This window comes from Geothrix edaphica (assembly GCF_030268045.1).
Classification (GTDB): domain Bacteria; phylum Acidobacteriota; class Holophagae; order Holophagales; family Holophagaceae; genus Geothrix; species Geothrix edaphica.
In genome coordinates this window covers 198,284-223,679 of the sequence record NZ_BSDC01000001.1, presented here as the reverse complement: position 1 = coordinate 223,679, position 25,396 = coordinate 198,284, and the positions used below count along the sequence as shown (strand labels likewise).

General features: G+C 68.9%; 23 protein-coding genes and 2 tRNA genes. 10 read left to right on the top strand and 15 right to left on the bottom strand.

Annotated elements, in window-relative coordinates; genetic code table 11:
- Nucleotides 1-2: 2 nt before the first annotated feature.
- On the bottom strand, nt 3-1,664 hold the full coding sequence (locus QSJ30_RS01035) for a DUF4382 domain-containing protein (RefSeq protein ID WP_285605924.1): 1,662 nt from the start codon (nt 1,662-1,664) through the stop codon (nt 3-5).
- A gap of 119 nt (nt 1,665-1,783) precedes the next feature.
- Here QSJ30_RS01035 and QSJ30_RS01030 point away from each other — a divergent pair, with 119 nt between their 5' ends.
- On the top strand, nt 1,784-2,413 hold the full coding sequence (locus QSJ30_RS01030; protein ID WP_285605923.1) for a class I adenylate-forming enzyme family protein: 630 nt from the start codon (nt 1,784-1,786) through the stop codon (nt 2,411-2,413).
- Between the two features lie 7 nt (nt 2,414-2,420).
- Here the strand turns inward: QSJ30_RS01030 and pssA are convergent, their stop codons facing one another.
- Nucleotides 2,421-3,821, bottom strand: coding sequence for a CDP-diacylglycerol--serine O-phosphatidyltransferase (gene pssA / locus QSJ30_RS01025; RefSeq protein ID WP_285605922.1), 1,401 nt, complete (start codon nt 3,819-3,821; stop codon nt 2,421-2,423).
- Between the two features lie 86 nt (nt 3,822-3,907).
- Between pssA and QSJ30_RS01020 the strand changes: the two genes are divergently transcribed.
- The gene (locus QSJ30_RS01020) at nt 3,908-4,966 is read left to right on the top strand and encodes a helix-turn-helix transcriptional regulator (RefSeq protein WP_285605921.1); all 1,059 of its coding nucleotides are present in this window, start codon (nt 3,908-3,910) and stop codon (nt 4,964-4,966) included.
- A 3-nt stretch (nt 4,967-4,969) separates the two neighbouring features.
- Here the strand turns inward: QSJ30_RS01020 and QSJ30_RS01015 are convergent, their stop codons facing one another.
- The 4 genes from QSJ30_RS01015 to QSJ30_RS01000 form a co-directional block, all read right to left on the bottom strand.
- Nucleotides 4,970-5,560 (bottom strand): hypothetical protein, encoded by a 591-nt coding sequence (locus QSJ30_RS01015; protein WP_285605920.1) that lies wholly within the window; start codon nt 5,558-5,560, stop codon nt 4,970-4,972.
- A gap of 124 nt (nt 5,561-5,684) precedes the next feature.
- Nucleotides 5,685-7,175, bottom strand: coding sequence for an ammonia-forming cytochrome c nitrite reductase subunit c552 (locus tag QSJ30_RS01010; RefSeq protein ID WP_285605919.1), 1,491 nt, complete (start codon nt 7,173-7,175; stop codon nt 5,685-5,687).
- A 72-nt stretch (nt 7,176-7,247) separates the two neighbouring features.
- Entirely contained in the window at nt 7,248-7,745 is a 498-nt protein-coding gene (gene nrfH / locus QSJ30_RS01005) for a cytochrome c nitrite reductase small subunit (RefSeq protein WP_285605918.1), read from the bottom strand.
- Between the two features lie 162 nt (nt 7,746-7,907).
- On the bottom strand, nt 7,908-8,720 hold the full coding sequence (locus QSJ30_RS01000) for a DUF4097 family beta strand repeat-containing protein (protein WP_285605917.1): 813 nt from the start codon (nt 8,718-8,720) through the stop codon (nt 7,908-7,910).
- Nucleotides 8,721-8,830: 110 nt separating this feature from the next.
- Between QSJ30_RS01000 and QSJ30_RS00995 the strand changes: the two genes are divergently transcribed.
- A complete protein-coding gene (locus QSJ30_RS00995) occupies nt 8,831-9,091 on the top strand; it encodes a hypothetical protein (RefSeq protein WP_285605916.1) in 261 nt (86 codons plus the stop codon).
- A 19-nt stretch (nt 9,092-9,110) separates the two neighbouring features.
- On the opposite strand, the gene QSJ30_RS00990 is transcribed toward QSJ30_RS00995, so the two are convergent.
- Together QSJ30_RS00990 and QSJ30_RS00985 are read right to left on the bottom strand one after the other, a co-directional pair.
- Entirely contained in the window at nt 9,111-9,587 is a 477-nt protein-coding gene (locus QSJ30_RS00990) for a DMT family transporter (protein WP_285605915.1), read from the bottom strand.
- An 85-nt stretch (nt 9,588-9,672) separates the two neighbouring features.
- Nucleotides 9,673-10,602, bottom strand: coding sequence for a GGDEF domain-containing protein (locus QSJ30_RS00985; RefSeq protein WP_285605914.1), 930 nt, complete (start codon nt 10,600-10,602; stop codon nt 9,673-9,675).
- A gap of 104 nt (nt 10,603-10,706) precedes the next feature.
- On the opposite strand from QSJ30_RS00985, the gene QSJ30_RS00980 reads away from it, so the two are divergent.
- Nucleotides 10,707-10,781: transfer RNA gene (locus QSJ30_RS00980), tRNA-Gln, on the top strand.
- 17 nt (nt 10,782-10,798) lie between these two features.
- Nucleotides 10,799-10,873, top strand: a tRNA-Glu gene (locus QSJ30_RS00975).
- Between the two features lie 231 nt (nt 10,874-11,104).
- On the opposite strand, the gene QSJ30_RS00970 is transcribed toward QSJ30_RS00975, so the two are convergent.
- Both QSJ30_RS00970 and QSJ30_RS00965 read right to left on the bottom strand, forming a co-directional pair.
- Nucleotides 11,105-11,854 (bottom strand): cytidylate kinase-like family protein, encoded by a 750-nt coding sequence (locus QSJ30_RS00970; protein WP_285605913.1) that lies wholly within the window; start codon nt 11,852-11,854, stop codon nt 11,105-11,107.
- A gap of 133 nt (nt 11,855-11,987) precedes the next feature.
- Nucleotides 11,988-12,545, bottom strand: a complete 558-nt coding sequence (locus tag QSJ30_RS00965; protein ID WP_285605912.1) for a helix-turn-helix domain-containing protein — start codon at nt 12,543-12,545, stop codon at nt 11,988-11,990.
- Nucleotides 12,546-12,654: 109 nt separating this feature from the next.
- On the opposite strand from QSJ30_RS00965, the gene QSJ30_RS00960 reads away from it, so the two are divergent.
- Complete coding sequence (locus tag QSJ30_RS00960) at nt 12,655-15,567, top strand: DNA methyltransferase family protein (protein WP_285605911.1); 2,913 nt, start codon at nt 12,655-12,657, stop codon at nt 15,565-15,567.
- Nucleotides 15,568-15,639: 72 nt separating this feature from the next.
- The gene (locus QSJ30_RS00955) at nt 15,640-16,710 is read left to right on the top strand and encodes a VanZ family protein (protein ID WP_285605910.1); all 1,071 of its coding nucleotides are present in this window, start codon (nt 15,640-15,642) and stop codon (nt 16,708-16,710) included.
- Here QSJ30_RS00955 and yihA read toward each other — a convergent pair.
- From yihA to QSJ30_RS00940, 3 genes are all read right to left on the bottom strand, one after another.
- On the bottom strand, nt 16,707-17,294 hold the full coding sequence (gene yihA / locus QSJ30_RS00950) for a ribosome biogenesis GTP-binding protein YihA/YsxC (protein ID WP_285605909.1): 588 nt from the start codon (nt 17,292-17,294) through the stop codon (nt 16,707-16,709). The genes QSJ30_RS00955 and yihA overlap by 4 nt on opposite strands.
- A 35-nt stretch (nt 17,295-17,329) precedes the next feature.
- Nucleotides 17,330-18,016: a cell division ATP-binding protein FtsE gene (gene ftsE / locus QSJ30_RS00945; protein ID WP_285605908.1), complete on the bottom strand. Its 687-nt coding sequence runs from the start codon at nt 18,014-18,016 to the stop codon at nt 17,330-17,332.
- A gap of 98 nt (nt 18,017-18,114) precedes the next feature.
- Nucleotides 18,115-19,287 (bottom strand): acetyl-CoA C-acetyltransferase, encoded by a 1,173-nt coding sequence (locus tag QSJ30_RS00940; protein ID WP_285605907.1) that lies wholly within the window; start codon nt 19,285-19,287, stop codon nt 18,115-18,117.
- Between the two features lie 234 nt (nt 19,288-19,521).
- Between QSJ30_RS00940 and QSJ30_RS00935 the strand changes: the two genes are divergently transcribed.
- From QSJ30_RS00935 to QSJ30_RS00925, 3 genes are read left to right on the top strand one after another with little or no spacing between them, the layout of a single operon-like run.
- A complete protein-coding gene (locus tag QSJ30_RS00935; protein WP_285605906.1) occupies nt 19,522-20,421 on the top strand; it encodes a DUF4097 family beta strand repeat-containing protein in 900 nt (299 codons plus the stop codon).
- Nucleotides 20,422-20,447: 26 nt separating this feature from the next.
- Nucleotides 20,448-22,118, top strand: a complete 1,671-nt coding sequence (locus tag QSJ30_RS00930; protein WP_285605905.1) for a M16 family metallopeptidase — start codon at nt 20,448-20,450, stop codon at nt 22,116-22,118.
- Nucleotides 22,115-23,335 carry a M16 family metallopeptidase gene (locus tag QSJ30_RS00925; RefSeq protein WP_285605904.1) on the top strand — a complete coding sequence of 407 codons (1,221 nt, stop codon included), beginning with the start codon at nt 22,115-22,117 and terminating at the stop codon, nt 23,333-23,335. Before QSJ30_RS00930 ends, QSJ30_RS00925 begins: the two co-directional genes overlap by 4 nt.
- On the opposite strand, the gene QSJ30_RS00920 is transcribed toward QSJ30_RS00925, so the two are convergent.
- Together QSJ30_RS00920 and QSJ30_RS00915 are read right to left on the bottom strand one after the other, a co-directional pair.
- Nucleotides 23,336-24,214 carry a phosphoribosylaminoimidazolesuccinocarboxamide synthase gene (locus QSJ30_RS00920; RefSeq protein ID WP_285605903.1) on the bottom strand — a complete coding sequence of 293 codons (879 nt, stop codon included), beginning with the start codon at nt 24,212-24,214 and terminating at the stop codon, nt 23,336-23,338.
- A gap of 68 nt (nt 24,215-24,282) precedes the next feature.
- Nucleotides 24,283-25,326 carry a tetratricopeptide repeat protein gene (locus QSJ30_RS00915; protein WP_285605902.1) on the bottom strand — a complete coding sequence of 348 codons (1,044 nt, stop codon included), beginning with the start codon at nt 25,324-25,326 and terminating at the stop codon, nt 24,283-24,285.
- Between the last annotated feature and the right edge of the window lie 70 nt (nt 25,327-25,396).

Sequence of the window (25,396 nt, the reverse complement as noted above, 5' to 3'; positions counted from 1 at the left end):
CCTCAGAACCCGCTGAACACCACCACCGCATAGGCGGCGAAGCTGCCATCCGGCTTGGGCACCACGGCCACGCGCGCCCTGGCGGGGGAAACGAGCTTCGCGGCCCAGTCGGTCACGGGGATGGGCGCCACGGTCACCACGCCGGACTGGTTGGTCACCTCCAGCACCGCGGGCTGCAGGCCGACCGTGGGGTTGAGGCTGACGGAGATCGACTGGCTGGCCCCCGTGGAATTGGTGAAGGTGAAGCCCAGCTGGCCGCCGCTGTACGAGCCGCTGATGGTCCCCTGGGGCAGGGCCACGGGCAGGAAGATGGCGTTGCCGGCGTTCCAGGCGCCGGTGCCGCCGTTCCACACCAGGTCGCTCAGGCCCTGCACCCGCACGTCCCCCGCGCCCGTGACGGCGCTGGCGAAGGCGCTGGTGCTGGTGGAGGACAGGCCGGGGAGCCCGACGTACCACCACGAGAAGGGGCTGGTGTAGGCGTAGGTGCGATCGCCGGCGATGGGGTGCGCATAGGTGAGCTGGGTGGCGTCCGCCGCGCTGATCTGGCCGGCGTCCACCGCGCGCTGGATGTTCACGGACTGGGCGTGCATGGGCGTGGCCAGGGGATCCTTCACCTGGACCTGCACCTTGAAGCCGGACCACAGGTTGGCCAGGGTGGCCGTCCCGGTGCCGAGGCTCAGGCTGGTGCGGTAGGTGAAGGTGGTATCGGAGTCGATGGCGATGGCGCGGGGGGCGCCCGTGCTCGTGCTGACCAGCAGCCGGTTGTTGACCCGGTCCACGCCGTAGAGGTGGCCCTCCGGCGTCCAGGTCGGCAGGGCATTGACGCTGTACCACACCCGCACGGCCCAGAGACTGCCGTCGGGCTGCATGCGCAGGGAGATCAGCACATGCTTGCCGGCCGCGAGCCCCGCGAAGCTGCCCTGGGCCCGCGCGTCGGCATCGAAGAACCAGCTGCCGGCATCCACGTTCACCGTGAGGTCGTTCCCGCTGTCGGTGTGGAGGACGAAGCTGGAGGCCCCCACGGACGCCACGGTGCCCTTGCGGTGGCGGAACATCAGCTGGGCCATGCCCATCATCCCGTTCGCATTGGGCCGGTGCCTCACCTGCAGGTTCATGGCCCAGCTGCCATCGGGCAGCTGCACGAGGAAGAGGGGATGGGCCAGGTCGAAGTCGAGCTGCACGGCGTTGCTGCCGTTGGCGGTCACCACCAGGTCGGTGCTGAGCCCCACCAGGACGCTGGACCCCAGCACATGGATCTGGTTGGCGGCCACCGTGGTGCCGTCGGCCTTCACGAGGTTGACGCTGGCCGGATCGATGGTGATGCGCAGGGCGTCGTAGGTGCCCGCGGGGATCTGGGCCGAGGCCAGCAGCTCGCCCACGCTGTCCAGGTCCACCAGGTTGATCTTGGCGCTGGCGCCCTGGAAGGCCACGACCTCCTTGGTATGGTCGGACTTGTTCAGGAAGGCCACCTTCGTCACCACCACTTCGACGGCCGACCACTGATCCGAGGGGGCGTCGGTGAGGATGATGGAAGCCGTGCCCATGGGCGTGGCGGAGGCACTGGAGCCGGCGGAGGAGCTGCCGCTGCAGGCGATGCTGAGGGCCAGGGCGCTGAGGCCCAGAGGCAGTGCCAGCAGGGAGAAGGTGCGAAGGACGGGGCGCATGGGAATCTCCAGGGGACGGAGCCGGGCTCCGGTCGGGATGGGAAAGCGGATACCCCTCTGACCCAGGCCTCCGGAAAAGGGTTGATGGCGGGTTTCATTTTGCGGAGGCCGCCCTCATCTTGCGACACTTCTCCATGGCCTCCACCCTCCGGGACCTCCTCATCCAGCGTGCGGCGCGGCTCCAGGACCGCCCGGCCCTGACCGCCCCGGACTGGGGGACCCTCACATATGCCCAGCTACGCAACCGCGCCGAGGGCGTGGCCCTGGGCCTGCTGGCCGCCCCGACGCCGCCCGCCCTGCACTCCGCCACGGGCACGCCCTGGGACTGGGCCGCCGAGCTGGCGGTGGCCGCCTCGGGCCTGGCCTGGGACGACACAGGGCAACCGGTGCCGCCCGAGGCCCTGGGCGGCCCCCGCTTCAACGCCGAGGCGGGCCGCGGCGCCTACCACGCCCGCGAGCAGGTCGTCAGTACTGCCACCCCCTTTGGCGCGGGCCTCAGCCAGGGGGAGCTCATGGCACGCCTGCGGCGCCTGAACACCGTCCTTGGCTGGGACCACGACACCCGGGTGGAGCTTCCCCTGGCCCGCCTGGCCGAGCCCGCCCTGCGCGCCGCCCTCTGGAGCGCCCTCTACGCCGGCGCCCACGCGGTGCTGGCCAGCGAGGCACCTGCTGCCACTGGGTTCCTGGCTCGACGACGGCGGGAGGCCTGTTGGGATCCCGAGCCCTTCTCCCGTTTCTGGACCGCCTGAGAGTGCGTCAAAGCAACCGGTTGAGCAGCCGGTCGATGCGGGTGCGGTTCATGGGCCTCAGCGCCTGCTGCACCTTGGGCGGGTAGGCACTGGGGGTCTCCAGATCCTGGAAGCTGGCCAGACGCGTGGCGTGCTTCAGGATGGAGGCCCGCTCCCGGGCATGCTGGCTGCGCAGCAGCCCACGCGGATCCTGGATCACCAGACCGTTTTCCAGATCGAGGTTCCAGGCCCGGGGGTTCAGGTTGTTCCCGGTCACCACGGCGATCTTGTCATCCACGAACAGGCCCTTCATGTGGAAGGTGTTGTCCGCGTGGTGCCACAGGTAGACCTTCAACCGGCCATCGGCCATGGCCTGCCGGTGGGCCTTGGTGAAGCGTCGCAGGTTGGCCTCGTAGAGATAAGGCAGCAGGCCGATGACCTTGAAAGGCTCGCTGGGCGGAATGAAGAAGTCATTGGCCGCCTTGTCGCCCACCACGATCGTGACTTCCCGGCCCTGGGCCAGCTGGCGGGACACGGCCCGGCGGACTTCCCCCGGCAGATTGAAGTAGGGCGTGTAGATGACCAGCTTCCGCTGGGTGGATTTCAGCAGGGCCAGGATGGTTTCATTGAGCCGGTTGCCCGCCCCCAGCCCGGCCAGGGGTGTGACGGCCACCTCGCCGGGGCGGACCGGGCCGCCTTCAAAGGTGTACTGGGCTGCCCGCAGCCCCCGGCGGAAGGTTCTCAGGTCGTGCGATGAGCCCCCCTCGACGGCGTCGGCTGGATCATTCAGAGAGGTCACGGCGGCCTGGTTCAGGAATGTGGCGCGGACGAAATCCGCCAGGCAATCCGCCAGGATCTTGGATTCGAACAGGTGGTACCGGTCCAGCCGGTAGCGCCCGCCCTGGCCGAGATACACATCGTTGAGGCTCGCGCCGCTGTACAGCACGCTGTCATCGAAGATGAACCCCTTCAGGTGGAGCACGCCGAAGAGCTCCCGGCTCTGGACGGGCACGCCGAGAATCCGGACGCCCGGCCCGTACCGGGAGGCGAAATCCCGGTACATGGCGGCATTGCCCGGGCTCTTGGCCTTCCCGATGAGGCCCCGCTGGGCGCGGTGCGTGTCGACCAGAACCTGGATGTCCAGCCCCGGGTTCGTCCGGTGGGCGGCATACAGGGCTTCCATGATCTCGCGCCCGGAAGGATCGTCCTGGAGATACAGGCACACCAGGATGATGCGGTGCCGGGCCCCCGCGATGCGCTCCAGCAGCACCGACCGGAACGCCGGAGGCCCGGAGAGCACCTGCACGGCCTGCGCGCTCACGGGAATCGCTGGAAAGGCATCGATGGGAAAGTGGCCCACCCGCCTGGGCCGGCCTCGTCGGAACAGGTTCGCCCAAGATCCAGGGTCAGGGGTTGCCGACGTGTCCATGCCCCATCATAGCGGCTGTCCGGGCGAAGCCCGGCTTCCCCTTGCCCTTTGACAGTCTCTGGCCAATCCTGGACCCGGAGGTCGCCATGGCCCGTTCCTCGTTCCGGAAGACTCCTGAATCACCCCGCCCCGACGGCGGCAGCCTGGTCAAGCCCGAGCGGCTCCAGGCGGTGCTGGAGGCCATCCGGGACGCGGGCGAGCGGGGCATCACCAAGGCCGGCCTGGCCCGGAAGCTGGGCGGGGTGGCCATGCGCACCGTGGACCGCGCCATCGTGCTGCTGGAGGAGCAGGGCGCCCGCTTCGGCAAGGAACGCGAGGGCCGGCCCGCCGTCATCCACTTCACCCTGGAGAAGGCGCCGGATTGGGACAGCAAGATCACGCCCCACGCCCGCCTGGCCCTGGAGGTGGCGCTCATGGCCCTGGAGGGCACGGCCACGGAGATGTGGTACGACCAGCTGGAGGGCCTGCGCGCCCTGGCGGACAGCCACCTCAGCAGCCGCGACCGGAACCTCTTCGACGCGCTCCAGGCCCACGTGTGCGTTCGGGGCGGCGCTGACGACCAGCAGGCCCTCGACACGAAGATGCTCTCCCAGGTGCTCATGGCCCTGGGCCATCCTGAGGGCCCCCGCGAGCTGGAACTGACCTACGCCGCCGCCTCCACGGGCCGCACCGGCACCCGCACGGTGGTGCCCTTCACCCTCACCCACGACGTGTTTTCCGGTGGCGCGTTCCTCCTGGCCTGGGACCCCGCCAAGCAGGAGCCCCGGCACTTCCGCCTGGCCCGCATCGTCGAGGCGAAGGCGCTCCCCAAGCGGGGCCTCATCCCCGACAAGCGCCCCCTGGAACAGGCCCGGGACCTGCAGATCGGCGGCTGGTTCAGCCCCGCGGCGCCCTTCCAGGTGCAGGTGCGGGTCGGCGGCTCCAACTGGCCCCAGGCCCTGCTGGACGCCCCCCCCGCCCTGCCCCGGGTCGAAGTCCGCAAGGAGAAGGGCGGCACCGTGCTGCTCAGCTTCCTGGCCACGGACCTCCACGGCCCGACCCGCTACATCCTCCAGCTGGGCGCCGAGGCGGAGGTGCTGGTGCCGAAGGCCCTGCGGGCCCACCTGGCGACGACGTTGAAGGCCATGGCGGCGCGCTACCGGTAGAGCTCAGATCTGCTTCCCGCCCCGGGTGTTGCTTTCGATGGCGCAGAGCAGCCCCAGCAGCTCGGAGGCGAGGTAGCCGCCCAGCAGGCCCAGGGCGGCGGAGGCGAGGCCGATGAGCAGCATGGCGAGGCCGGCCGGGAAGGGGTCGCCCCCCGTTCCGGGCAGCAGGAGGCGTAGCTCCGCCAGGTACGGGCGGGCTTCGCCCGCGCTGATCCAGATCATGAGGGCCCCACCCGTGCTGATCACCGCCAGCAGGCTGGCGTAGAGCTCCCCACCCAGCCGCAGCAACAGGCGCGCGAGGGGGATGATCACCTCGCCGGCGATCTGGGGCATGGCCGCCACATCCTGGGCCCGCACCCAGCTGAGGTGGGCCACGAGGTAGGTGGCCACGACCAGGGCGACCTGGAAGACCAGCTGCCCGAAGACCGCCTGGCTGCTCGTGCCCCCGCCCCGCCACAGCTCGATGGAGAGCCAGATCCCCGCGACGACGGCGGCGGCGGTCCACAGCCTCAGCAGCCAGGCGAAGACCTGCTTGAAGAAGCTGCCCTCGGAGATGAGGCGGAGCAGGGCCGGGACGACGAGGAACTTCGGCATGGGACCTCCGGACGGCTTGGGATGGGTGGCTCCAGCCTCGGGAGGTCGTCCCCTGCCGTCAAGCGGTTCCAGATGACAAGCAGGGCCGGCGCTGCCGGCCCTGCTTCCCTCTTCCGGACTGGAGCTACTTCTTCGCCACCTTCGGCACGCCCAGGTCGCGGAGGGCCACCTGGCCCTGGCGGCCGTAGTCGATGGCCTCGCCGAGGATGCGGGCGACCTCCTGGGGCGCGTGGAAGCCCATGGAGTTCTCGGCGTTCACGAAGTCCACGCGCCACTGGGCCTTGCGCTGGAGCTCGTAGATCGGCTTCAGCTTGCCTTCATCCACGCCGGCCTTCTTGGCGGCGGCGATGTCGTCGATGAGGTTCACCACGGCGTCCTCGGCGCGGTCCATGAGGGCCTTGGTGCGGTCCTGGATGGAGGTGACGCGGGCCTTCAGCTCCTCCTCGGGGAAGCGGTGGCAGGTCTGGCAGGAGCGCGAGATGTTGAGCAGCGGGCTGCGCACCTGGTGGTCGCTGATCTTGAGGGCGCCCTCGCGGACATAGGGCATGTGGCAGTCGGCGCAGGAGACGCCGGAGCGGGCGTGGATGCCCTGGCTCCACATCTCGAACTCGGGGTGCTGGGCCTTGAGGACCTCGGCGCCGGTCTTGGCGTGCTGCCAGTCGAAGAAGCGGTGGCCGTCGGGGAACTTGTACTCGTCGTAGGTGGCCTCGATCTGCTCGACCTTCAGGCCCTTGTTCCAGGGGAAGAAGAGCGTGACCTTGGGGCCGCAGTAGTACTCCACGTGGCACTGGCCGCACACCATGGACCGCAGCTCCTGGCGGGAGGCGTCGCGGTTGGCATCATAGGCCACGGACTTGTCGCCCTTGCGCCACTTCTCGATGGAGGGCAGGTGCGGCACGGGCTCGGCGCTGTTGGCCAGGGCCACGATGCCGCGGATGAAGCCGGGCTTGGTGACACGCAGGGCCATGTTCTTGGGATCGTGGCAGTCGATGCAGGCGACGGGATGCTTCACGAGCTTGGTGGCGTCGGCGTAGGGCATCTTGCAGAGGGCCTCGAAGCCCGCCATCAGCTGGGCCTGGGCATTGGGGCTGCTGAAGGCCTCGTCGAGGGTGCCCGGAGCTCCGCCCTTCAGGCCGAGCTCGCGGAAGGCCACGGTGTTGGAGGCGTGGCAGTGGAGGCAGGAGCCCGGCTGCTTGCGCTCGGTGACGCGCTTGGTGTTGCGCTGGTCGTCCAGCATGTAGGCGTGGCCCTGGCGCTGGTTGAAGTCGATGGCGAAGGCGTAGCCATCGAAGATCGTCACCAGGCGCGGATCCTCCTTGATGCGGCTCTTGGGCAGGCCCTCGCTGCCGGCGCCGCCGTACTTGGTGCTGTACTTCTCCGAGGTCTTCAGGTAGGCGTCGAACTGGCGGGGGAAGTTCTTCCCCCACTGGGCGGGATCGACGGTCTTCTCGTCGAGGTCCACCAGCTTGAAGCTGGTCTGCTTCGCTTCGGCCTTGCGGCTGGAGATGCTGGCGTACAGGGCCATCACGAGCACCGTCGCCAGGGCGGCGCCGGCGGCGATGAGGCCCATCCGGACCAGCGGACGGGAGAGCAGCGGTGTGGGGTTGTCGTTCATCGGGGGGTTCCTCCCGCGTGGCGGGCCACGCGCCTAGGGGTGAGATCAGGGGTTGGATGGATGGTCGGGGAATCAGCCCATGGGCCCATGGCCCACCTCCTGGTGGCAGCGCACGCAGCCGTAGAGGTCGGCCTTCCGCGTCGGGTCCGTGGGCACGCCCAGGGTGCCGTGGGCGGTGATCTCGCTCGTCAGCTCGCCGTGGCAGCGGAGGCAGTTGTCCTCCAGGACCTGGGCGTTGCCGGGCTTGATGCGGATGGGCTCCGCGAAATTCAGTAGCGTGAAGGCCTTGGAGTGGTGGTACCCGTTGCTGGCCTTCACGTAGAGCTTGCTCACGACATTGCTGTGGGGCAGGTGGCAGTCGTTGCACACGGCCACCGCATGGTGGGAGCCGTGGCGCCAGCTGTCGTACTCGGTGCGCATGATGTGGCAGTTCACGCAGACTTCGGGGTTGTTCGACAGGTACGAGGTGCCGTTCGCCGACACGAAGGTGTAGGCCCCGGAACCCAGGAACACGCCCGCGAAGACGCTGGCCAGGACGCTCAACAGGATCAGGCGACGCTTTCCGCTCACAGGGTATCCATCCGATGCGCGGGGGTCTGTCCCCGCCACCGGAACAGGATGCGATAAAATTAAGACCTGTCAATCCGATATCAAATGACCTGCGCTTCGCCTCTTATTTTTGCCAACAGAAAGGGCCGGCGGCGTCGGCCCTTTTCGAGATGCAGGTACGGCTCAGTCCAGTGTGATCGCGCCGTTGACGGTCTCCAGCTCGATGCCCTGGCCGCCGCCGGAGAAGACCGCGCTGACGGAGTGCTTCTTCACCTCCACCTGCTCCGCGCCCTGGGCTTTGAAGGTGATGCCGCCATGGACGGTGCTGGCCCGCAGGCGCCCCTTGAGGCCCGTGGCCTGGAGGTGGATGGAGCCGTTGACCGTCGAAGCCTTGAGCCCCTTGCCCTGGCCGTCCAGGCCCGTGCCCTTGATGGCCCCGTTCACCGTTTCAAGCACCAGCTCCCCGCGCACCTGCGTCAGCGTGATGGCGCCGTTCACCGTAGTGGCCTTCAAGTCCTCCCCAAGCTCCGTGGCGCGCACGCCGCCGTTGACGGTGGTGAGTCTGGCGGCGCCCTGGGTACCGCTGAGGGCCACCTCGCCGTTCACGCTCTCCAGGGAGGGCGCCACCCGACGCGGCACCTTGAGGGTCATCTGGCAGGAGGGCCCCCGGTACGGGCCCCACCCGGTGTGCTTGGGATACTCGCCGCGGATTTCCAGACTACCCTTGCCGGATTCGATCACCACCTTCACCTGCTCGTCCTGGCTGCTGGGCTTGAACTCGCCCGTGAACTGGACCTCCTCCCGATCCCAGGCCTCCACGTGGATGAAGCCGTTGATGTTCTTCACCTTGAGCGCCGAGCCGGCCGCCAGGGGCACGGTCCGGGTCTCGGTGGTCTTTTCCGCCTTGGCGGGCTGGACCACCTGGGTCTGCGCCGCGAGCGGGGCCCAGAGGAGGACGGCGGCCACAGCCGCGGCGAAGGGACGGATGAGGGACATGGAAGCCTCCTGCGATGTCAGAGATCGTGACCAGTGATACGAAGGCCTTCGGAGGGAGTTTAGGGACCCTCTGGGGTTCTCCGTATACTTGGGGGCGCGCGGAGTCCCCCATGTCCCAGACCATCGACCGCCCCGAGCTCAGCCCCGCCGAGTGGAAGCTCATCCAGGATCTGCGCTCCCTTCCGGACGCGGCCCTCCGCGACCGCATGCAGACCTCCCTGGGCGAGCTGCTGTTCTTCTTCCGCACCCCCCGCTGCCAGGGCATCGGCATCGAGGGCTTCCCCTGCGGCGATCCCCGCTCCTCCTGCGAGGACTGCCACCAGATTTGGGACATGCTCGACCGCGTGGCCGAGCGCGTGCGGAAGGACTAAGAGGTCTGACCTCTAAGCTTCAACGGTTCTGCCAGGCCCCCAGCCAGCGGTCGCCGAAGTTCACCAGGACCGCGCCCGCCAGGATGAGCGCGGTGCCGGCGAGGCGCACCCAGGACAGGCCGCGCACCGGGAGGCCGAGCCAGCCGAAGTGGTCGAAGGCGAGGGACGAGCACACCTGACCCGCCACGATGAGGGACACCATGGCGGCCAGGCCGATGCGGGGGGCCAGGAGGGTCGTCCCGAACACGAAGAAGGCCCCCAGGAACCCGCCGAGCCACTGCCACCAGGGCACCCGCGGCAGGCCGGCCAGGGACGCGAAAGGCTGGCCCGCGAGGGCGGAAGCCCCCAGCAGCGCCAGGGTGCCCACGGCGAAGGACACCAGGGCCGCCAGCCCGGAGCCACTGTGGAGCGAGGCCCTCAGCGCGTTGTTGACCGCCGACTGGAGGGGGACGGCCAGCCCGATGGCGAAGGCCATGATGAGGAAGAACAGGACCATCCGCGCCTCCACCGGGAAGCGCCCATGGTAGCCCGGGCGGGCCGGCGGCGACACCAGGCGCCGGAAGGGGGGCGGGCCGGCGCGCTCAGCCCACGCAGACGCGGTTCCGCCCCTCCATCTTGGCCCGGTAGAGGCCCGCATCGGCGCGGGCGAGCATGTGGCCCGCATCCAGATCCCCGGGGACACGCTCGGCGATGCCGAGGCTGCACGTGACCTCCAGATCGCACCCGGGCAGGGGCACGGGGGCGGCGGCGATGGCCTTCCGGAGCCGCTCGGCGAAGGGCTGGGCGCCATTCAGGTCCGTCTCCGGGAGGATCACCAGGAACTCCTCGCCGCCGATGCGGCCGGCCACATCCGCCTCGCGCAGGGTGGCCCGGAGGCGCTCGCCGAAAATCTGGAGCACGAAATCCCCGGCGCCGTGGCCGTGCGCGTCGTTGATCTGCTTGAAGTGGTCCAGATCGCACATCAGCACCGACAGGGGCCGGCGGTAGCGCACGCTGAGGCCGAAGCGGGTCTGGAACTCCCCCAGGGCGCGGGTCCGGTTGGCCAGGCCCGTGAGCGGATCCTTGGTGCTGAGGTCGAGCAGGGTCTCGTGGAAGGCGCGTTCGAGAGGGTCCATGGCCACCACCTTGAGCACGTGGCCGCCGAAGGTCAGGCGGTCCCCGGCCCGGAGCATCACCACGCCATCAGCCCGCTCGCCGTTCACCAGGGTCCCGTTGGTGGACCCGAGATCCTCCAGCCACACCTGACCGCCGGTCAGGGCGATCCGGGCGTGGTGGCGGCTCACCTCCCCATCCAGCAGGGCCACCTGCACATCCGGCGCCCGGCCGATGAGCGAGGCCCCGGAGCGCAGGGGGAAGATCCGCCCCAGGGCGGCCCCCGCGTAGGCCACCAGGGCCCACTCCGACGGGGCGGTGGGCTCCTCGTCCCCCGCCAGGAGCCCCGCGATCGTGGGCATGTCCGCGGTCACGGGTGCCTGCGGGGGGGGAGGCGAGGCAGGACGTTTGCGCGTCATGGATCCTCCAGGAGGTCCTCATTTGTCCGGAAGACTACATCCCCACCGCCAGAACCACCTCTTGTCTTTTGCCCAACATCTGGTACATTGAATCTTCCACTCGTTGGGGAGTGGTCTAATGGTAGGACAACGGTTTCTGGTACCGTCAGGTGAGGGTTCAAATCCTTCCTCCCCAACCACTCACAACTTGTTTGATGGTCCCATCGTATAGCGGTTAGTACACCGCCCTCTCACGGCGGGAACAGGGGTTCGATTCCCCTTGGGACTACCAACACGGCCCGGCGCAAGCCGGGCCTTTTTCATGTCCCGAGGGGAATCGAAATCACGGCTGGCGTGCAGGTAGGGCCAAGCCCGGGCAGGCGGCGCTATCGTATGGCCATGGCCGCGACCGTTCCCGCCCCGCCCCCGGCGCCGAAGGCGACGCGCCCGGTCTGCTCCTGGACCTGCGCGGGCCACTGCCCGACGTGCCAGGCCCAGACCATGGCCCAAACCCTGGCCCGGATCAGCTGCGGGCCGCCACGACCGCCCGCAGGGGATCGTGCTTGAAGCAGTCCTGGTCGGGCCAGCCGGAGATCACGATGCGCAGGCAGGCTTGGGCGATGGTCTCCACTTTCTGGCGCTCGTTGTTGAACACGGCGTCGTACCAGTGGGGGGCGGTGATGTCGGCGTGCAGGCACTCGCCGATGAACTTCTCCCGGAGCTTCGACTGGGTGCGCACCAGCTTCTCCGCCTCGGCCGGAGACACCTCGAGGCGGCGGGCGAGGGTCGCGACCCGGAAGTCGAAGCTGCCCTCCAGGCGGAAGTGGAAGCAGTTCTTCAGGTCCTGGCAGACGACGGCGCCGCCGCGGCCGACGATGATCGCGCAACCGGCCGTGGCGATCTGGACGAGGTGCTCCACCAGCTTGGCGTAGGCGTCATCGTGGGTGAGGTGGCCGAAGTGGGCCCGGAGGACATCCTGGGCGTGGCTCTCGTCCCCCAGGTGCCCCAGGAGCTGGCGGGAGAGGCGCTCGTCGGACGCGACCTTGTCCACAAGGGCCTTGTCGAACAGGTTCCAGGACTGGCCCGAGGCCTCTTCCAGGAGCACCTTCAGGCGCTGGGCCAGGGAGTAGCCCTCGCACCCGTACTGCCTGGAGATGGTGACGGAGGGATGGGACGGCACCTGGTGGGGGTGCGCGAGGCGCTCCCGGATCCGCATCCAGCCCGATTCCCGCGCCTCGATGCTCGGGATCAGCGATTCGAAGGTCTTGGTCATGGCACCTCCGGCTTCTGCTTGGCCAAGCCAGGGCCCTGCGCTCGGAAGATAGGGTCTTCAAGGTCCGTGGCAAGGGGTCACTAGACAGAAGAAGCAGCCCTGACCAGTGGTTACACGATTTCCAATCGTGCTCTTACTGCCCGACGATCACCCAAACTGGCCGTTTTTCGGCAAGGGCTTTCTTGAGCTTCGCCAGGATGAGGGTTGCCTTCATCTCCTCGAAATCACCAGGCGCTTCGCGCGGAATCCAGATGGCCTGCCCCTCACTCGCCCGAGACGGCGGCAGGTGGACCAGATCATCGGCGTAAGACTCTGCCACCCTGTCGCTGCCTTCACCGCCGGGTTCTGCTGAGGGAAGCGCCCACCCTTTCCCAGTGAGGATCGCTTCCGGACTTGTCTGAAGGAGTTTGGCCAGCGCCACCAGTGATGGGCCCGCCAGCTTGGCGGGCTTGTTCAACTCCCAGGCGCTGACAGTGGTCTGATCCGTCCGGAGCTTCTCGCCAAGTTCCCGCTGTGTGAGCCCCAAGGCCCGGCGTGCCGCCCGGATCCGTTCTCCGGGTGTCTTGGGGTCCGCAGGCCCTGATCGGGGTTTATATTTCCCCCGTTTGGCCAATTGACGGTTAATTCTTGATTTCGAACGACCGGCCTTGCTGCCCTTGGTTCCAGGGCGAGAAGGCTGGCGGGGCGCCATGCCACGACTTTAGGGTGAAAACCCTTCCTCATCCAGCGTTGGGATTGGGCGTGGTAGGGTGAATCAAATATACGATTTATTCGTATTTTAATTCAACCGGAGCCAGGGCATGACCACCCCCATGCGCCACCGCGAAGAAACGGTGAACACCTATCTGGCTCAGGCCATCTCCCAACTCGGCGTACAGGCCGAGGCCGAGGTCATCCTGGCCAAGGGGAAAGATCGTCCGGACGTCCTGTTCACGCTCCGGGGATTGCGCATCGCCATCGAGGGGAAGTTCGCGGATACCCCCGGCGCCAAGGATCTGGTGTTCCAGGACGCCAAGGGGCGTGTGCGCCATGGCATCGCCCACATCGCCGCTGCGGCGGTCTACCCGGCCGATCTCCGGACGGCCCCGACTCAGCAGCTGGCAAAACGCCTCCAGGACGCCTCCCTCGAATTCTGCATCGTCACGGAAACCACCTCGCCGACCTGGGCCAAGGGGAGCCCGGAAGAGTTGATGGCCGCGCTTCGGCGCGCCCAGGAGACCTTGTCCCAGGACGACTTGGTGGAACAGACGGCCACCTCTCTCGGTGCGCGGCTGGATGGCGTTGCTGCGCTCTGGAGCGGGCAACCCGATGTCTGTGATCGGCTTTCCGACCTCCTCGGCATCCATCCCCCTGAAGACGAGAAACCCGAGGACAGGGAACGGCGCCGAGTGACAGCCGCCAAGGTGGCGGCTTTGGCTCTTTCCAATGCCCTGATCTTCGAGGAGCAGCTGGCGGGATCGAGAACCGGCATCAAGACGCTCGGGCAGGTCCAGCGGAGCAAGACACCCATCCAGGATGTGGCCGACCATTGGCAATGGATCTGGGAAAACATCAACTACGTCCCCATTTTCCAGCTTGGCGAACGAATCCTCCGCGAGGTCCCCAACTCCCGGAATGCGTCGGTCGCATTCAAGGCCCTGCTGAAAGAGGCTGCCAGCATCTGCGAAAAGCAGACCGCCCTGAGGCACGACCTCATGGGCCGGATCTACCACTGGCTGTTGCACCAGGCCAAGTTTCTGGGGACCTACTACACCTCTGTGTCCGCGGCCACCCTCCTCCTCAAGCTCGCTACCGACATCCCAGGGGATGATCGGGACTACGCAGATCTCCGGGTGCTGGAGGATCTGCGCATCGCCGACTTGACCTGTGGAACGGGCACCCTCCTCATGGCCGCAGCCCAGGCCTTGGCTGATAAGCACATCCGAGCCAGGGCGGAGCAGGGCCTCCCCATCCATCCACCGGATCTCCAGGGATTCCATCGTGCACTGATGGAACGGATCCTCCATGGGTATGATGTCCTGCCCTCCGCCCTCCACCTGACGGCATCCACATTGGCCCTCCTCGCTCCCGAGGTGGCCTTCACACGGATGAACCTCTTTGTCATGCCCATGGGGGTAGGTGACGGCCAGTCAGGCATTCGGCTGGGCAGCCTGGATTTCATCGGCCGGAACACCATCCCCACTGAAGTGACCCTTGATGGGGCCCGGATGGATGCCAAGCAGGTCAGCGCCGCTCATGTCTCTACGTCCTCAGCCACCCTTCCAGACCTGGATCTGTGCGTGATGAATCCACCTTTCGTCCGCAGCGTGGGGGGCAACCTTCTGTTCGGGTCGCTTCCCCAGGCGGAACGTGAGGTCCTCCAGAAGGAACTGAAGAAGCGGTCCAAAAGGCTCAGCGCAAACATCACCGCAGGCCTCGGATCCGTCTTCGTAGCCGTGGCGGAAAAGCGCTTGAAGCCGAAAGGCCGGATGGCCTTCGTGCTCCCTGCCGCCCTGATCTCGGGCGAGGCCTGGGCCGCGACCCGAGAACTTCTCGCCACCTGCCACCACCTGGAGATGGTCATCACCAGCCATGATGCAGGCCGACCGAATTTCTCGGAGAACACGGACCTCTCCGAAGTCATGTTCATCACCCGCAAGAAGGATGGTCTCTACGAGACTCCCGGACGGACCCAGTACCTCAACCTCTGGCGCAATCCCACCTCCATCTACGAAGCCCTGGACCTCGCCCACCACGTTCTTGCCACACCGCCTGCCAATGTGGAGGGAACCGGCACTCAGGCCATCCGGACTCCCCAGGGTAAGTTGGGTGAACTGATGTCCATGCCCGCACCGCGGGGCAGCGAAAACTGGACGGGAGGCCTCTTTAGCCAGACCGAACTTGCAAGGACGTTCTGGCACCTGGGGAATGGGCTGGTGCAGGTGCCTGGTCAGGCAACCCCTATTTCGGTCACTCTGTGCCCTCTCGCGGCCCTCGGTGATCTCGGACCGGATCAGCGCCGGATCCACGATGGGTTCTACCCCTCGACAGAGGAGTTTTCTCCCTATCGCGGCGTCTGGAATCACGATTCCCAAGCCATTACGACCATTCGTCAGGAACCCAATACTTTCCTCGTGGTGAAGCAGGACTCCCCACGAGGGCCAAACTACGGGGCCCATCTTTGGGAACGATCTGGCGACATCCTGCTCGTAGAACGTCTTAGGACCAACAGTCAGCGCGTGTTGGCTATTGGATTGGATGAATCGGTTCTGGCAAACACTTGGTGGCCCCTTCGGTCGAACTTTGACCCCAATCGAAGAAAAGCGATGTTGTTATGGCTGAATGGTTCGCTTGCCCTGCTGCTCTTCTACGGCAGGAGGGTAGTCACGCAGGGTGCTTGGATGAAGATGAAACAGCCCGCCTGGGAAGGTATGCCAGTTCTGGACGTTCGCGTTCTTTCAGACGCACAAGCGATGGCGCTCGCAGGCGCGTACGACCGACTCGGCGCCCAGAAACTGATGGCCCTATCCAAACTGGAGGAGGACCCGGTCCGGGCTGAGATTGACGAAGCCATTTCCAAGGCGCTGGGAATGCCAAATCTCAACCCTCTGCGCAAGTTGATGGCCCGAGAGCCGGGGCTCACGGACCATGGCATTGGATCTCCTGTCGGAGAGGCCCAGCCGTTCGCTGAAGACGACGACCCTCAAAATCCGGAGCCTATCGCCCTACTCTAGGTCGGGATCGGGAGTCCTCACTTCGCCATCACGAGCATTCGCATCTCTCCCCCGCCTGTGGTTCGATGGATCATGCGCTTTCGTGGATTCTGGCTCCTTCCCCTGGCCGTGGCCGGGACGATCTTCTGGCTGAGTGCGCAATCGCACTATCCGGGCGGGATCGAGCTCCCGCCGCCCCTGGACAAGTTCGCCCATGCGGCGGTGTATGCCGTGCTGGCCCTGGCCATGGACCTAGCCCTGCGCCATACGCAGCCGGGCCTGCCCCTCTACCGCCGCCATCTTCTTATCCTGGCCGCGGTGGCGCTCTACGGCGTGTCCGATGAGCTGCATCAGCGGTTCGTCCCGGGGCGGGACTGCGCGTTCGGCGACTGGGTGGCCGACACCCTGGGCGGCGCCCTGGCCCTCACGGCCAGCTCCCTCCACCTGCTCGTGACGCGGCGCCTGGCTGCCCTCTCCTGGTGGCGCGGCCGGATGCGCCGGCCGGACCTTTCCCGGGAGCTCATCCTTGTGGCGGATCCCCACTGGGGTGCCACGCTCACGGGGCTGGAGGCCGCCACCACCGCCCATCCGGATGCCGACTGGCTCTTCCTCGGCGATGTGTTCGATGTCTGGGTGGGGTTCCCCGGGATGGAGACGGACCCGCAGCGCGCCTTCCTCGCCTGGGTGGATGGGCGCCGCGCCGCGGGCCGCTGGGTGGGCCTGTGGCTGGGCAATCGGGAATATTTCCTGGATCGCCATGCCGGGCGCTTCGACCTGATGGGCGAAGGCATCGGCGGGTCGCTCGAAGGCGAGGCGCTGACCTGGGAGCACGGCGACCTCATCAACACCGCCGACCGCCAGTACCGCCTGTGGAACCTGGTCTCGCGCTCGGGCGCGGTGTGGCTGCTCTTCCGGCTCATGCCCGGCGGCATGGCGCGCCGCGTGTCCGCCTGGATGGAACGGAAGCTCCGGACCACCAATGCCGCCTACAAGCTGACCTTCCCCCGCAAGGCCTTCCGCGCCGCCGCCGAGGCCCAGGCAGGCACCACCTTCCTCACCGGCCACTTCCACACCCACGAGGTGGAAGCCAACGGCATCGCCCTGCCCTGGGCCCACGAGGGGCGGTTCATGGTGTGGCGGATGGGCGAGGTGGAGGAACTTTAAAGGTCCAGCAGATCCGCCACTTCACGCCGCAACTCGGGAATGCCCGAGCCTTTCGCGGCACTCACCCAGGCGATGTCATTGGCCTGGAGGCCCAGGTCCGCCGCCACGTCCTTGCGCTGCTTGAGGGCCTTGCTGGGTTTCACCTGGTCGGCCTTGGTGGCCACGATGCGGTGGGGCAGGCTTTCGGAGCGGAGCCAGTCGATCATCTGGTGATCCAGCTTCGTGGGGCCCACCTCGGCGTCCACCAGCACGAAGACCATGCGCAGCGTGGCGCGGCCCGTGAGGTAGCCCTCGACCATCTTCTGCCAGGTGGCCCGCTCGGCGGCGGGGCCCGTGGCGAAGCCGTAGCCGGGAAGGTCCACGATCCAGCGGTCGGGGCCGGTGAGGAACACGTTGATGAGCCGCGTCCGGCCCGGCGTCTTGGACACCCGCGCCAGCTGCTTCTGGTTGGCCAGGGCGTTCAGCAGCGAGGACTTGCCCACGTTGCTCCGCCCCACGAAAGCCACCTCCGCATGGCAGACGCCGAGCTTCTTCGCGTCGGCCGCGGAGGTGACGAAACGGGCATCGGTGAGGGGCTGGGCCATGGGAATCCGATCAACAGACTCCAGCCTACCGCCAATTACACCGTCACCAGGCTTGTGGGCGCCGGCTGATCGAAGGCGATGCGGCCGTGGTCGAGGCCGATGACGCGCTTCTTCATGCGCTGGATGAGGCTGCGGTCGTGGGTGGCCACGATCACGGTGGTGCCCTGGCCGTTGATGCGCTCGAAGAGGGCCATGATCTCCTGGGCCAGGTCCGGGTCCAGGTTCCCCGTGGGCTCGTCCGCCAGCAGCACCAGGGGGTCGTTCACCAGGGCCCGGGCGATGGCCACGCGCTGCTGCTCGCCACCCGACAGCTGCAGCGGGTAGCTGCTGAGCTTGTGCTGGAGGCCCACCATCTTGAGGGCCCGGAAGGTGCGCTGCTTCTGCTCGGCGGCGCTCACGCCCAGCACCCGCAGCACGAAGGCCACGTTCTCGAAGATGGTGCGGCTGCGGATGAGCTTGAAGTCCTGGAACACCACGCCCAGCTTGCGGCGCAGCAGGGGGATCTCCTTCTCGGGCATGGCGGCGAGGCGATGGCCCGCCACCTGGATCTCGCCGCTGCTGGGGATCTGCTCCCGGAACAGCAGCTTCAGCAGCGTGGACTTCCCCGCGCCGCTGGGGCCCGTGAGGAACACGAACTCCCCCGAATCGATGGCGAAGCTCACGTCCGACAGGGCCGTGTGGATGCGGTCGTACTGCTTGCCGACGTGGGTGAGGGTGATCATGGTTTGGACGCTATCAGCTGTCAGCTATCGGCTATCAGTAGGGATGGGACGAGGCATATTCAGGCTGACAGCTGAAAGCTGACAGCTGATAGCCCTTTTCAGAGCCGCTCCACCAGCATGGCCACGCCCTGGCCGCCGCCGACGCAGAGGGCGGCGAGGCCGAGCTTCTTGTCCTGGTCCTGGAGCAGGTGCAGGAGGGTGACGAGGATGCGGGTGCCGCTGGCGCCGATGGGGTGGCCGATGGCGATGGCGCCGCCCCGCAGGTTCACCCTGGCGGGGTCGAGCTCCGGCAGCTCCGCCAGCACGCCCAGGCTCTGGGCGGCGAAGGCCTCGTTCAGCTCGAAGAGGTCGATGTCCGCCAGCTTCACGCCGGTCTTGGCCAGCAGCTTCTGGATGGCGGGCACGGGGCCCAGGCCCATGGTGGCGGGATCCACACCGGCCTGGGCGAAGCCGAGGATGCGGGCGATGGGCTTGTGGGCCTTGGCCGCGGCCTCGGAGGCCAGCACCAGGGCGCCAGCGCCGTCGTTGATGCCGCTGGCGTTGCCGGCGGTCACGGTGCCGTCCTTCTTGAAGGCGGGCTTGAGCTTCGCGAGCCCCTCGGCGGAGGCGTCGGTCTTGATGTACTCGTCGCGGTTGAAGAGCACGTCGCCCTTCTTGCCGGCCAGGGTCACGGTGAACACCTCGCGGTCGAAGGCGCCTGCGGCCTGGGCCGCGGCGGCCTTCTGCTGGCTCTGGAGGGAGAACGCGTCCTGGGCTTCGCGGGTGAGGCCGTGCTTGGCGGCCACGTTCTCGGCGGTGATGCCCATGTGGGTGTCGCCGTGGCCGCACCAGAGGCCGTCCTGGATCATGCTGTCGATGAGCTGGGCGTTGCCCATGCGGGCGCCCCAGCGGGCGGCGGGCAGCAGGTAGGGCGCATTGGACATGCTCTCGGTGCCGCCGGCCACCACGAGATCGGCATCGCCCATCAGGATGGACTGGGCGCCCAGGGCGATGGCCTTGAGGCCCGAGCCGCACACCTGGTTCGGCGTGTGGGCGGGCGTCGAGAAGGGCAAGCCCGCCTTGAGGGCCGCCAGCCGGGCGACATTCTGGCCGCTGCCGGCCTGGAGCACGTTGCCCATGACCACGTCGCCCACGGCCTCGGGCGCCACGCCGGCCCGCTTCAGGGCCTCGGTGATGGCCAGGGCGCCCATCTGCACGGCGTTCAGAGGCTTGAGCGCACCTCCGAAGGAGCCGACGGCGGTGCGGGTGGCGGAGAGGATAAAGGCGGACATGGCGGGCTCCGGAGGGATCCTCCCAGGGTATCGCGAAGGCGCGGCCACCAGGAGCCGGCGGCGCCCGCCACCCCTCTCCCGGCCCCCCGCCGGCCCCGTGGGATCGGGGGGAAGGCCTTGAGGGATATGGCATTCCCGGGCCGCATCCAGGGTAATGTGACTAAACGCTTCCGCCCCCGGATCGTGACCTCTACACCCAGGCCCGCCCTGGTTCTTTCTCCCACGGGAGCTGTTATGACCGTCTCCAGCCGATGCCTTCCCCTGTTCCTGGCCGGGAGCGCCCTGCTGGCCCAGGTTCCACCGCCGCCCCCGCCCGCCCCTCCGGCCCCGCCGGCGCCCATGGTCGGGGTGGACCTCCCCTCCAGCTCCCGGACCGAGCAGCGGACGGAGAAGCTGGCCTACGGCTCCAAGCTCTGGGTGAAGAATCGCAACGGCGGCATCCGGGTGACGGGCTGGGACAAGGAGGAGGTCTTCCTCACCGCTCAGATCCGCGACAGCGACAAGCGCCGGGTGGAGCTGGTGCTCCAGCGCAAGGGGCAGGATCTGGACATCGAGGCGATGTTCCAGCAGCCCTCCTGGAGCTTCGGGCTCTACATCAGCCCCCGCTGCGAGATGACGCTCCAGGTGCCCCGCAAGCTGCTGGGCCACTTCCGCACCACCAACGGCACCGTGGCCGTGGACCACCTCGAGGGCTACGCCCGGTGCGAAGCCACCAACGGCGCCATCCTGGTGTCCGATGTGCGCGGGGAAGTCCTGGTGGACACCACCAACGGCCCCATCGAGGCCCGGAACCTGATGGCCCGGATCAAGGGCGGCACCACCAACGGCCGCATCGTCCTCGAGGACGTGGCAGGCGGCATCCGCCTGGAGACCACCAACGGCAGCATCCGCGCCCGCAACCTGGACGGCTGGGGCGAAGGCATCCACCTGGAATCCACCAATGGCAGCATCGAGGCGGAGCTGGGGAAGGCCACCGGCGAGCTCATGGCCGAGAACAGCAACGGGTCCATGGAGATCAAGGTGCCCGGCGCCCAGGTCATCGAGATCACCAAGCACAGCGCCCACGTGAAGGTGCCCGGGCGCACCCAGTCGATCCGCTTCGAAACCACCAACGGCAGCATCCGGGTGAAGTAGCACTCCGAAGTAGTACTCTACGGGCCATGCGACGCCTGGCCCTGCTCCTCCTCGCCGCCCTGAGCCTGCAGGCCCAGGCGCCCCACCTGGCCGAGGTGCAGGAGCGCCGGCTCGCCAACGGCCTCCGGGTGCTGGTGGTGGAGCGGCGCGGCCTGGGCGCCTTCCACGCGGCCCTGGTGTTCCGCGGCGGGCGGGCGGAGGAGGCCCCGGCCCTGGCCGGGGCCACGGACCTGCTGGCCCGGGCCCTCTACGGAGCCACCTGGCCCGAGGACCTGGACGCCGCCAAGGGGGCCGGCTCCCTCGATGCCCTGCTCAGGGAGGAGGAGGGCCTGCTCGAGTCCCTGCGGCTGGAGCAGCTCCGCCAGCGGAAGGACCCGGCGGGCGGCAGCCAGCTTCCGGCCCTGGGAGCCAACCTGTGGACCCTGCACGAGGCCGTGCGGGCCCGGTTCTCCCACGCGCCCCTGACGGATGTCTACGCCGCCCGGGGCGGGCGCTGGGCGGCCTCCGCCGGCGCGGACGCCCTGCTGGTGGAGACCGAGCTCCCCACGGCCGACTTCGAGTTCTGGTGCCGCACAGAGGCCCAGCGCCTGACCGTCCTCCAGCTCAGCCGCTTCTCCGAGGCCCGGGCCGCCCTGGTGGCGGAGCTGCGGACCCGGGGGGCCCAGAGCCTGGGGCTGCTCCAGGGCGCGGCCCTGCCCGGCCATCCCTACGGCCGGGACTTGGCGGACCACCTCCCCGCCCTGGAGGCCATGCGCCGCTCCGACCTCCAGGCCTGGGCCCGCCAGGCCTGCCGCCCGGACCGCCTCACCCTGGTGCTGGTGGGCGGCTTCAGCCTGGAGACGGCCCTGCCCCCGCTCGAGCGGTACTTCGGCGCCCTGCCCGCGGGGCCCGCCAGCGGCGGCTCTGAAGATCCCCTCCTCCCCGAGATTCCCGCGGACCTGGGCGACCGGCGCATCCAGGCGACCCTGGGCGGAGGATCCGGGCTGCTGGTGGGCTGGCGCATCCCCCCGCGCCCCCATCGCGATCACCTGGCCCTGCGGCTCGCGGCCCGCCTGCTGGGGGGTGGCCCCTCCGGCCGGCTGGCCCAGCGGCTGGTGCGGCAGAAGGTCCTCGCCCAGTCCGTGGAGGTCCGGATGGACCTTCCCGGCGGACGGCTGCCGGGTCTGCTGGTGATCAGCGCGGTCCCCGCCGAGGGCCACAGCCTTGCGGAAGTCGAGGGCGCGGTCCACACGGAGATCCTGCGGCTCCAGCAGGAACCCATCGCCGCGGAGGACTGGCAGCGGGCCCTCACCCAGATCGATGTGGAGCAGCTCCGGGTCCAGGACGAACCCGCCGCGCTCGCCCGGGCCCTGGGCCTGGCCTGGGCCGAGGCCGGGGACTGGCGGCAGGCGGAGCAGGAACTCCAGCGCCTGAGGAATCTCGGACCCGAAGCCGTGCAGGCCGCGGCCCGGACCTGGCTGAACCCCAGCCACCGGACCACCCTCTGGCTGCAGGGCGATTCGGGCGAAGGCCAGGATCCCCTGGAGGCCGAGACCGCCCGGGTGCTGAAGGCCCTTGCCGCCACCCGCATCGAGGACCTGGCCCAGCGGGAGCACATGGTCTCGGAAGGGCTCCGCCAGCTCCGCATGCTCAGCATCGAGGAGCGCCGCCGCACCCTCAAGCTGCTGGAGGCCCAGCTGGCCCCGGGGAAGCGATGAAGCCCCGGGCCGCCCTCGTCGCGTTCCTCCTGGCCGTCCAGGGCCTGGCCCAGGCCCCGGTCCGGACTCAGACCTTCAGCCTGCCCAACGGCCTGCGGGTGATCCTGCTGGAGGACCACGAGCGCCCCCTGGTGCGGGCCCGCCTGCACGTGCCACTGGAGCGTGAGACGGCCGCCCATCCCGGACTGGCGCCCCTGGCCCTGCGCGTGCTCGGGCACTCGGACGCGGGGGCCTTCCGGATCGGGGACTTCGAACAGCTCCTGGCGGGGGCGGGCATCGAGCTGACCCCGGCCCTCCGGTCCGACGGCCTCTCCTGGAGCCTGCTGGCCCGCAGCCGCGACCAGGACCTGGCCCTGGGCCTGCTCGCCGACCGGGCCTTCCGCTCGATCCTCGATCCCACCACCCTGGAGGCCGAGCGCCTCGCCTGCTGGCGGGAGACGGAGCGGCTGGAGGCCACGCCCGGAGCCAAGCTGCGTCTGCTCCTGGAACCGGATTGGACCCTCCAGGCCCCCACCCTCGACAGCCTGACGGCCGTCACCTACGAGGATCTCCTCACCTTCTTCGCCCGCATGATGCGGCCCGACCGCGCCGTGCTGGTCCTCCAGGGCGACCTGGGCCAGGAGCAGGCCAAGCGGCTCGTGCTGCTGAGTTTCGGGACCTGGACCGTCCGGCCGCACCCGACCGTTCCAACACCGCCGTCCCCTCCCGCCTCGCCCGCAGCCCCGCCGGTCCGGCGGGTCGAGCTGCCAGCCCCCGGGCTCCCTCCGCGGGCCATGGCGGTGGCCGTGGAGCCGGAGGATCTGGAGCCGGAAGTCGAAGCCCTGCTGGCCCTGCTCCTGCCTGGGGACCCGGTCCTGTTCCCCGCCCAGCTCCGGCTGGAGGGGCTGGACCTGGTGGCGACGCTGGAGGCGGAAGCCCAGGGCTCCGCTCCAGCCATCGAGGCGTCCCTGCTGGAGCGCCTCCAGGCGCTGCGGCAGCGCGGCTTCACGGAGGCGGACCTGCGCCGCGCCCGGACCGCCTGGTCCGCCGGCCGGACCCTCTCGGGCCTCCATCCGGGGGCCCTGGTGGACGAGGCCCTGGCGGAAACCCGGGGGCGGGCGGTCGTCCCGGCCCGCATGGCGGCCCTCACGGTGGAGACCCTGAACGCGGGACTCCGGCGCTGGCTCGATCCGGCCCGCCTGCGGACCGGTGTGCTGGGCGGTTCCGCGAAACCCTGATCAGATCTGGATGTCGAACCGGGCCGCCAGGTCCAGGTACCGCGCCCGGATGCCCTGGATGACGGCCTCCGGCAGGTGCGGTGCGGGGGGCTGCTTGTCCCAGTCCGCCAGCGTCTCGAGGTAATCCCGCAGAAACTGCTTGTCCAGGCTCGGCGGGTTCTTCCCCGGCGCCCAGCTGTCCGCCAGCCAGTAGCGGCTGCTGTCGGGCGTGAGGGCTTCGTCGATAAGGATCAGCTCTCCGGCATCGCTTAGGCCGAACTCGAACTTGGTGTCCGCCAGCAGGATCCCCCGCTGGGCGGCCAGCTCCGCGCCGCGGCGGTAGAGGGCCAGGCTCAGGTCCCGCAGCCGGGCCGCCAGGTCGGCGCCCACGAGCCCGGCCATGTGCTCGAAGCTGATGTTCTCGTCATGCCCCTCCTCGGCCTTGGTGGAGGGCGTGAAGATGGGCTCGGGCAGCCGGTCCGCGAGGCGCAGCCCCGCGGGCAACGGCACGCCGCACACCGATCCGTGGGTCTGGTATTCCTTCCAGCCGCTGCCCGCCAGGTAGCCGCGCACCACGCACTCCACCGGCAGGGGACGGGTCTTCTCCACGACCACGGCGCGGCCGGCCAGGGCCTCGCGGTAGGGTTCCACGGCGGCGGGCCAGCCGAGGTTGCCGCGGAAATGGTTGGGCACCAGGTCCTCGGTGGCCGCGAACCAGTAGGCGGCCACGGCGGTGAGGATGCGGCCCTTGTCCGGGATGCCCTCGGGCATCACGCAGTCGAAGGCACTGATGCGGTCCGTCGCCACGATGAGCAGCTGCTTGCCCAGGTCGTACACATCGCGCACCTTGCCCCGGCGGAAGATGGGAAACGGCAGGTCGGTGCTGAGCAGGACAGACATGGGGCCTCCGGAATCGATCCATCTTAGCTGTCGCCCGTCACCGGTCAGTCACTGACAGCTGACAGCTCCTAGACCAGATCCGGCAGGCGCCTGGGCGTGGGGGCGGACCAGTTCAGCCCCCCCGGCAGCAGGGCGTAGCGGTTCATCACCCCCGTCCAGCGGGCCAGTTCGGCCTCGCGCACGGTGCCGTCGGGCCCCGTGAGGGGCAGGCCCAGGAACTGGAGGTAGTCCTGGACCTCGGCGCCGGAGACCCCCAGCAGCGGCGGCAGCGCCTCCAGGGTGTGGACCCGGTCCCCGGCGGGGGGGGTCAGCAGCCGGTAGTCGAAGGTCTCGCGCAGGACCGAGGCCGTGGCCGCGGGATCCAGCTCCTGGGCCGCATCCAGGTGGGGGAAGGGGTTCCCTCCCAGCAGCCCCAGGGCCTGGGCCATGCCGAGGTGGGCCAGCAGGTGCACCGGCTGGGCCTTGAGGACGGCCTCGAAGGCGGCCCGGGCCTCCGGAGCGCGGCCCAGGCGCAGGAGGGCCTCCCCCTGGCGCAGGTGTGCCTCCATCCGGCCTGGCTCGGCCCGGGTCCAGCGCTCGGCCACCGCCGCCATCTCCTCGGCCATGCCCTGGGCGCGGAAGAAGCCGGCCAGGTAGGCGAGGCTGGCCACGTCCCTGGGCGCGAGGAGCAGCAGGCGATCCAGCACCTCGGCGGCACGGAGGGCCTGGCCCTCCTGGTCCAGCCGGTTCGCCCAGTCCCGCAGGATCTCCACCTGCCGCGCCACGGGGTGGTTCGGCGTGGAGCGCGCCGCTTCGGCGGGGTGGAGCAGCTGGGTCTTCACCCACAGGTAGCGGAGGGGATTGCGCCCCTCCGGTCCGGCCAGCTCCTCCTCGATGGCGTGGATGACGGTCCGGAGGCCGTGCTCCCACAGGGGCGGCACAGGCATCTGCACGTGCGTGCGCAGCTGGCGGCTGAGGGGTTCCAGGGCGTTGCCGGCCCGGCCCAGGTGGAGGCGCAGCCGGATCAGGTCCAGGCCCGGTTCCGGGCCGGACTGGAAGGCCACCCGCAGGGCCAGCTCGCCCGTGTCGGGGTCGAAGCCGTCCAGGATCAGGAAGCGAAGGTGGGCCCGCATGACCTGAGGTTAGCAAAACCACTGCACCATTGGAGGTTGACCGCACCCAATCCAGGCACGATGATGCCCT

Coding starts and splice junctions, on each gene's coding strand:
- QSJ30_RS01035 (WP_285605924.1), bottom strand. CDS start 1,664: ATGCGCCCCGTCCTTCGCACCTTCTCCCTGCTGGCACTGCCTCTGGGC.
- pssA (WP_285605922.1), bottom strand. CDS start 3,821: ATGGACACGTCGGCAACCCCTGACCCTGGATCTTGGGCGAACCTGTTC.
- QSJ30_RS01020 (WP_285605921.1), top strand. CDS start 3,908: ATGGCCCGTTCCTCGTTCCGGAAGACTCCTGAATCACCCCGCCCCGAC.
- QSJ30_RS01015 (WP_285605920.1), bottom strand. CDS start 5,560: ATGCCGAAGTTCCTCGTCGTCCCGGCCCTGCTCCGCCTCATCTCCGAG.
- QSJ30_RS01010 (WP_285605919.1), bottom strand. CDS start 7,175: ATGAACGACAACCCCACACCGCTGCTCTCCCGTCCGCTGGTCCGGATG.
- QSJ30_RS01000 (WP_285605917.1), bottom strand. CDS start 8,720: ATGTCCCTCATCCGTCCCTTCGCCGCGGCTGTGGCCGCCGTCCTCCTC.
- QSJ30_RS00995 (WP_285605916.1), top strand. CDS start 8,831: ATGTCCCAGACCATCGACCGCCCCGAGCTCAGCCCCGCCGAGTGGAAG.
- QSJ30_RS00990 (WP_285605915.1), bottom strand. CDS start 9,587: ATGGTCCTGTTCTTCCTCATCATGGCCTTCGCCATCGGGCTGGCCGTC.
- QSJ30_RS00985 (WP_285605914.1), bottom strand. CDS start 10,602: ATGACGCGCAAACGTCCTGCCTCGCCTCCCCCCCCGCAGGCACCCGTG.
- QSJ30_RS00970 (WP_285605913.1), bottom strand. CDS start 11,854: ATGACCAAGACCTTCGAATCGCTGATCCCGAGCATCGAGGCGCGGGAA.
- QSJ30_RS00965 (WP_285605912.1), bottom strand. CDS start 12,545: ATGGCGCCCCGCCAGCCTTCTCGCCCTGGAACCAAGGGCAGCAAGGCC.
- QSJ30_RS00960 (WP_285605911.1), top strand. CDS start 12,655: ATGACCACCCCCATGCGCCACCGCGAAGAAACGGTGAACACCTATCTG.
- QSJ30_RS00955 (WP_285605910.1), top strand. CDS start 15,640: ATGCGCTTTCGTGGATTCTGGCTCCTTCCCCTGGCCGTGGCCGGGACG.
- yihA (WP_285605909.1), bottom strand. CDS start 17,294: ATGGCCCAGCCCCTCACCGATGCCCGTTTCGTCACCTCCGCGGCCGAC.
- ftsE (WP_285605908.1), bottom strand. CDS start 18,016: ATGATCACCCTCACCCACGTCGGCAAGCAGTACGACCGCATCCACACG.
- QSJ30_RS00940 (WP_285605907.1), bottom strand. CDS start 19,287: ATGTCCGCCTTTATCCTCTCCGCCACCCGCACCGCCGTCGGCTCCTTC.
- QSJ30_RS00935 (WP_285605906.1), top strand. CDS start 19,522: ATGACCGTCTCCAGCCGATGCCTTCCCCTGTTCCTGGCCGGGAGCGCC.
- QSJ30_RS00930 (WP_285605905.1), top strand. CDS start 20,448: ATGCGACGCCTGGCCCTGCTCCTCCTCGCCGCCCTGAGCCTGCAGGCC.
- QSJ30_RS00925 (WP_285605904.1), top strand. CDS start 22,115: ATGAAGCCCCGGGCCGCCCTCGTCGCGTTCCTCCTGGCCGTCCAGGGC.
- QSJ30_RS00920 (WP_285605903.1), bottom strand. CDS start 24,214: ATGTCTGTCCTGCTCAGCACCGACCTGCCGTTTCCCATCTTCCGCCGG.
- QSJ30_RS00915 (WP_285605902.1), bottom strand. CDS start 25,326: ATGCGGGCCCACCTTCGCTTCCTGATCCTGGACGGCTTCGACCCCGAC.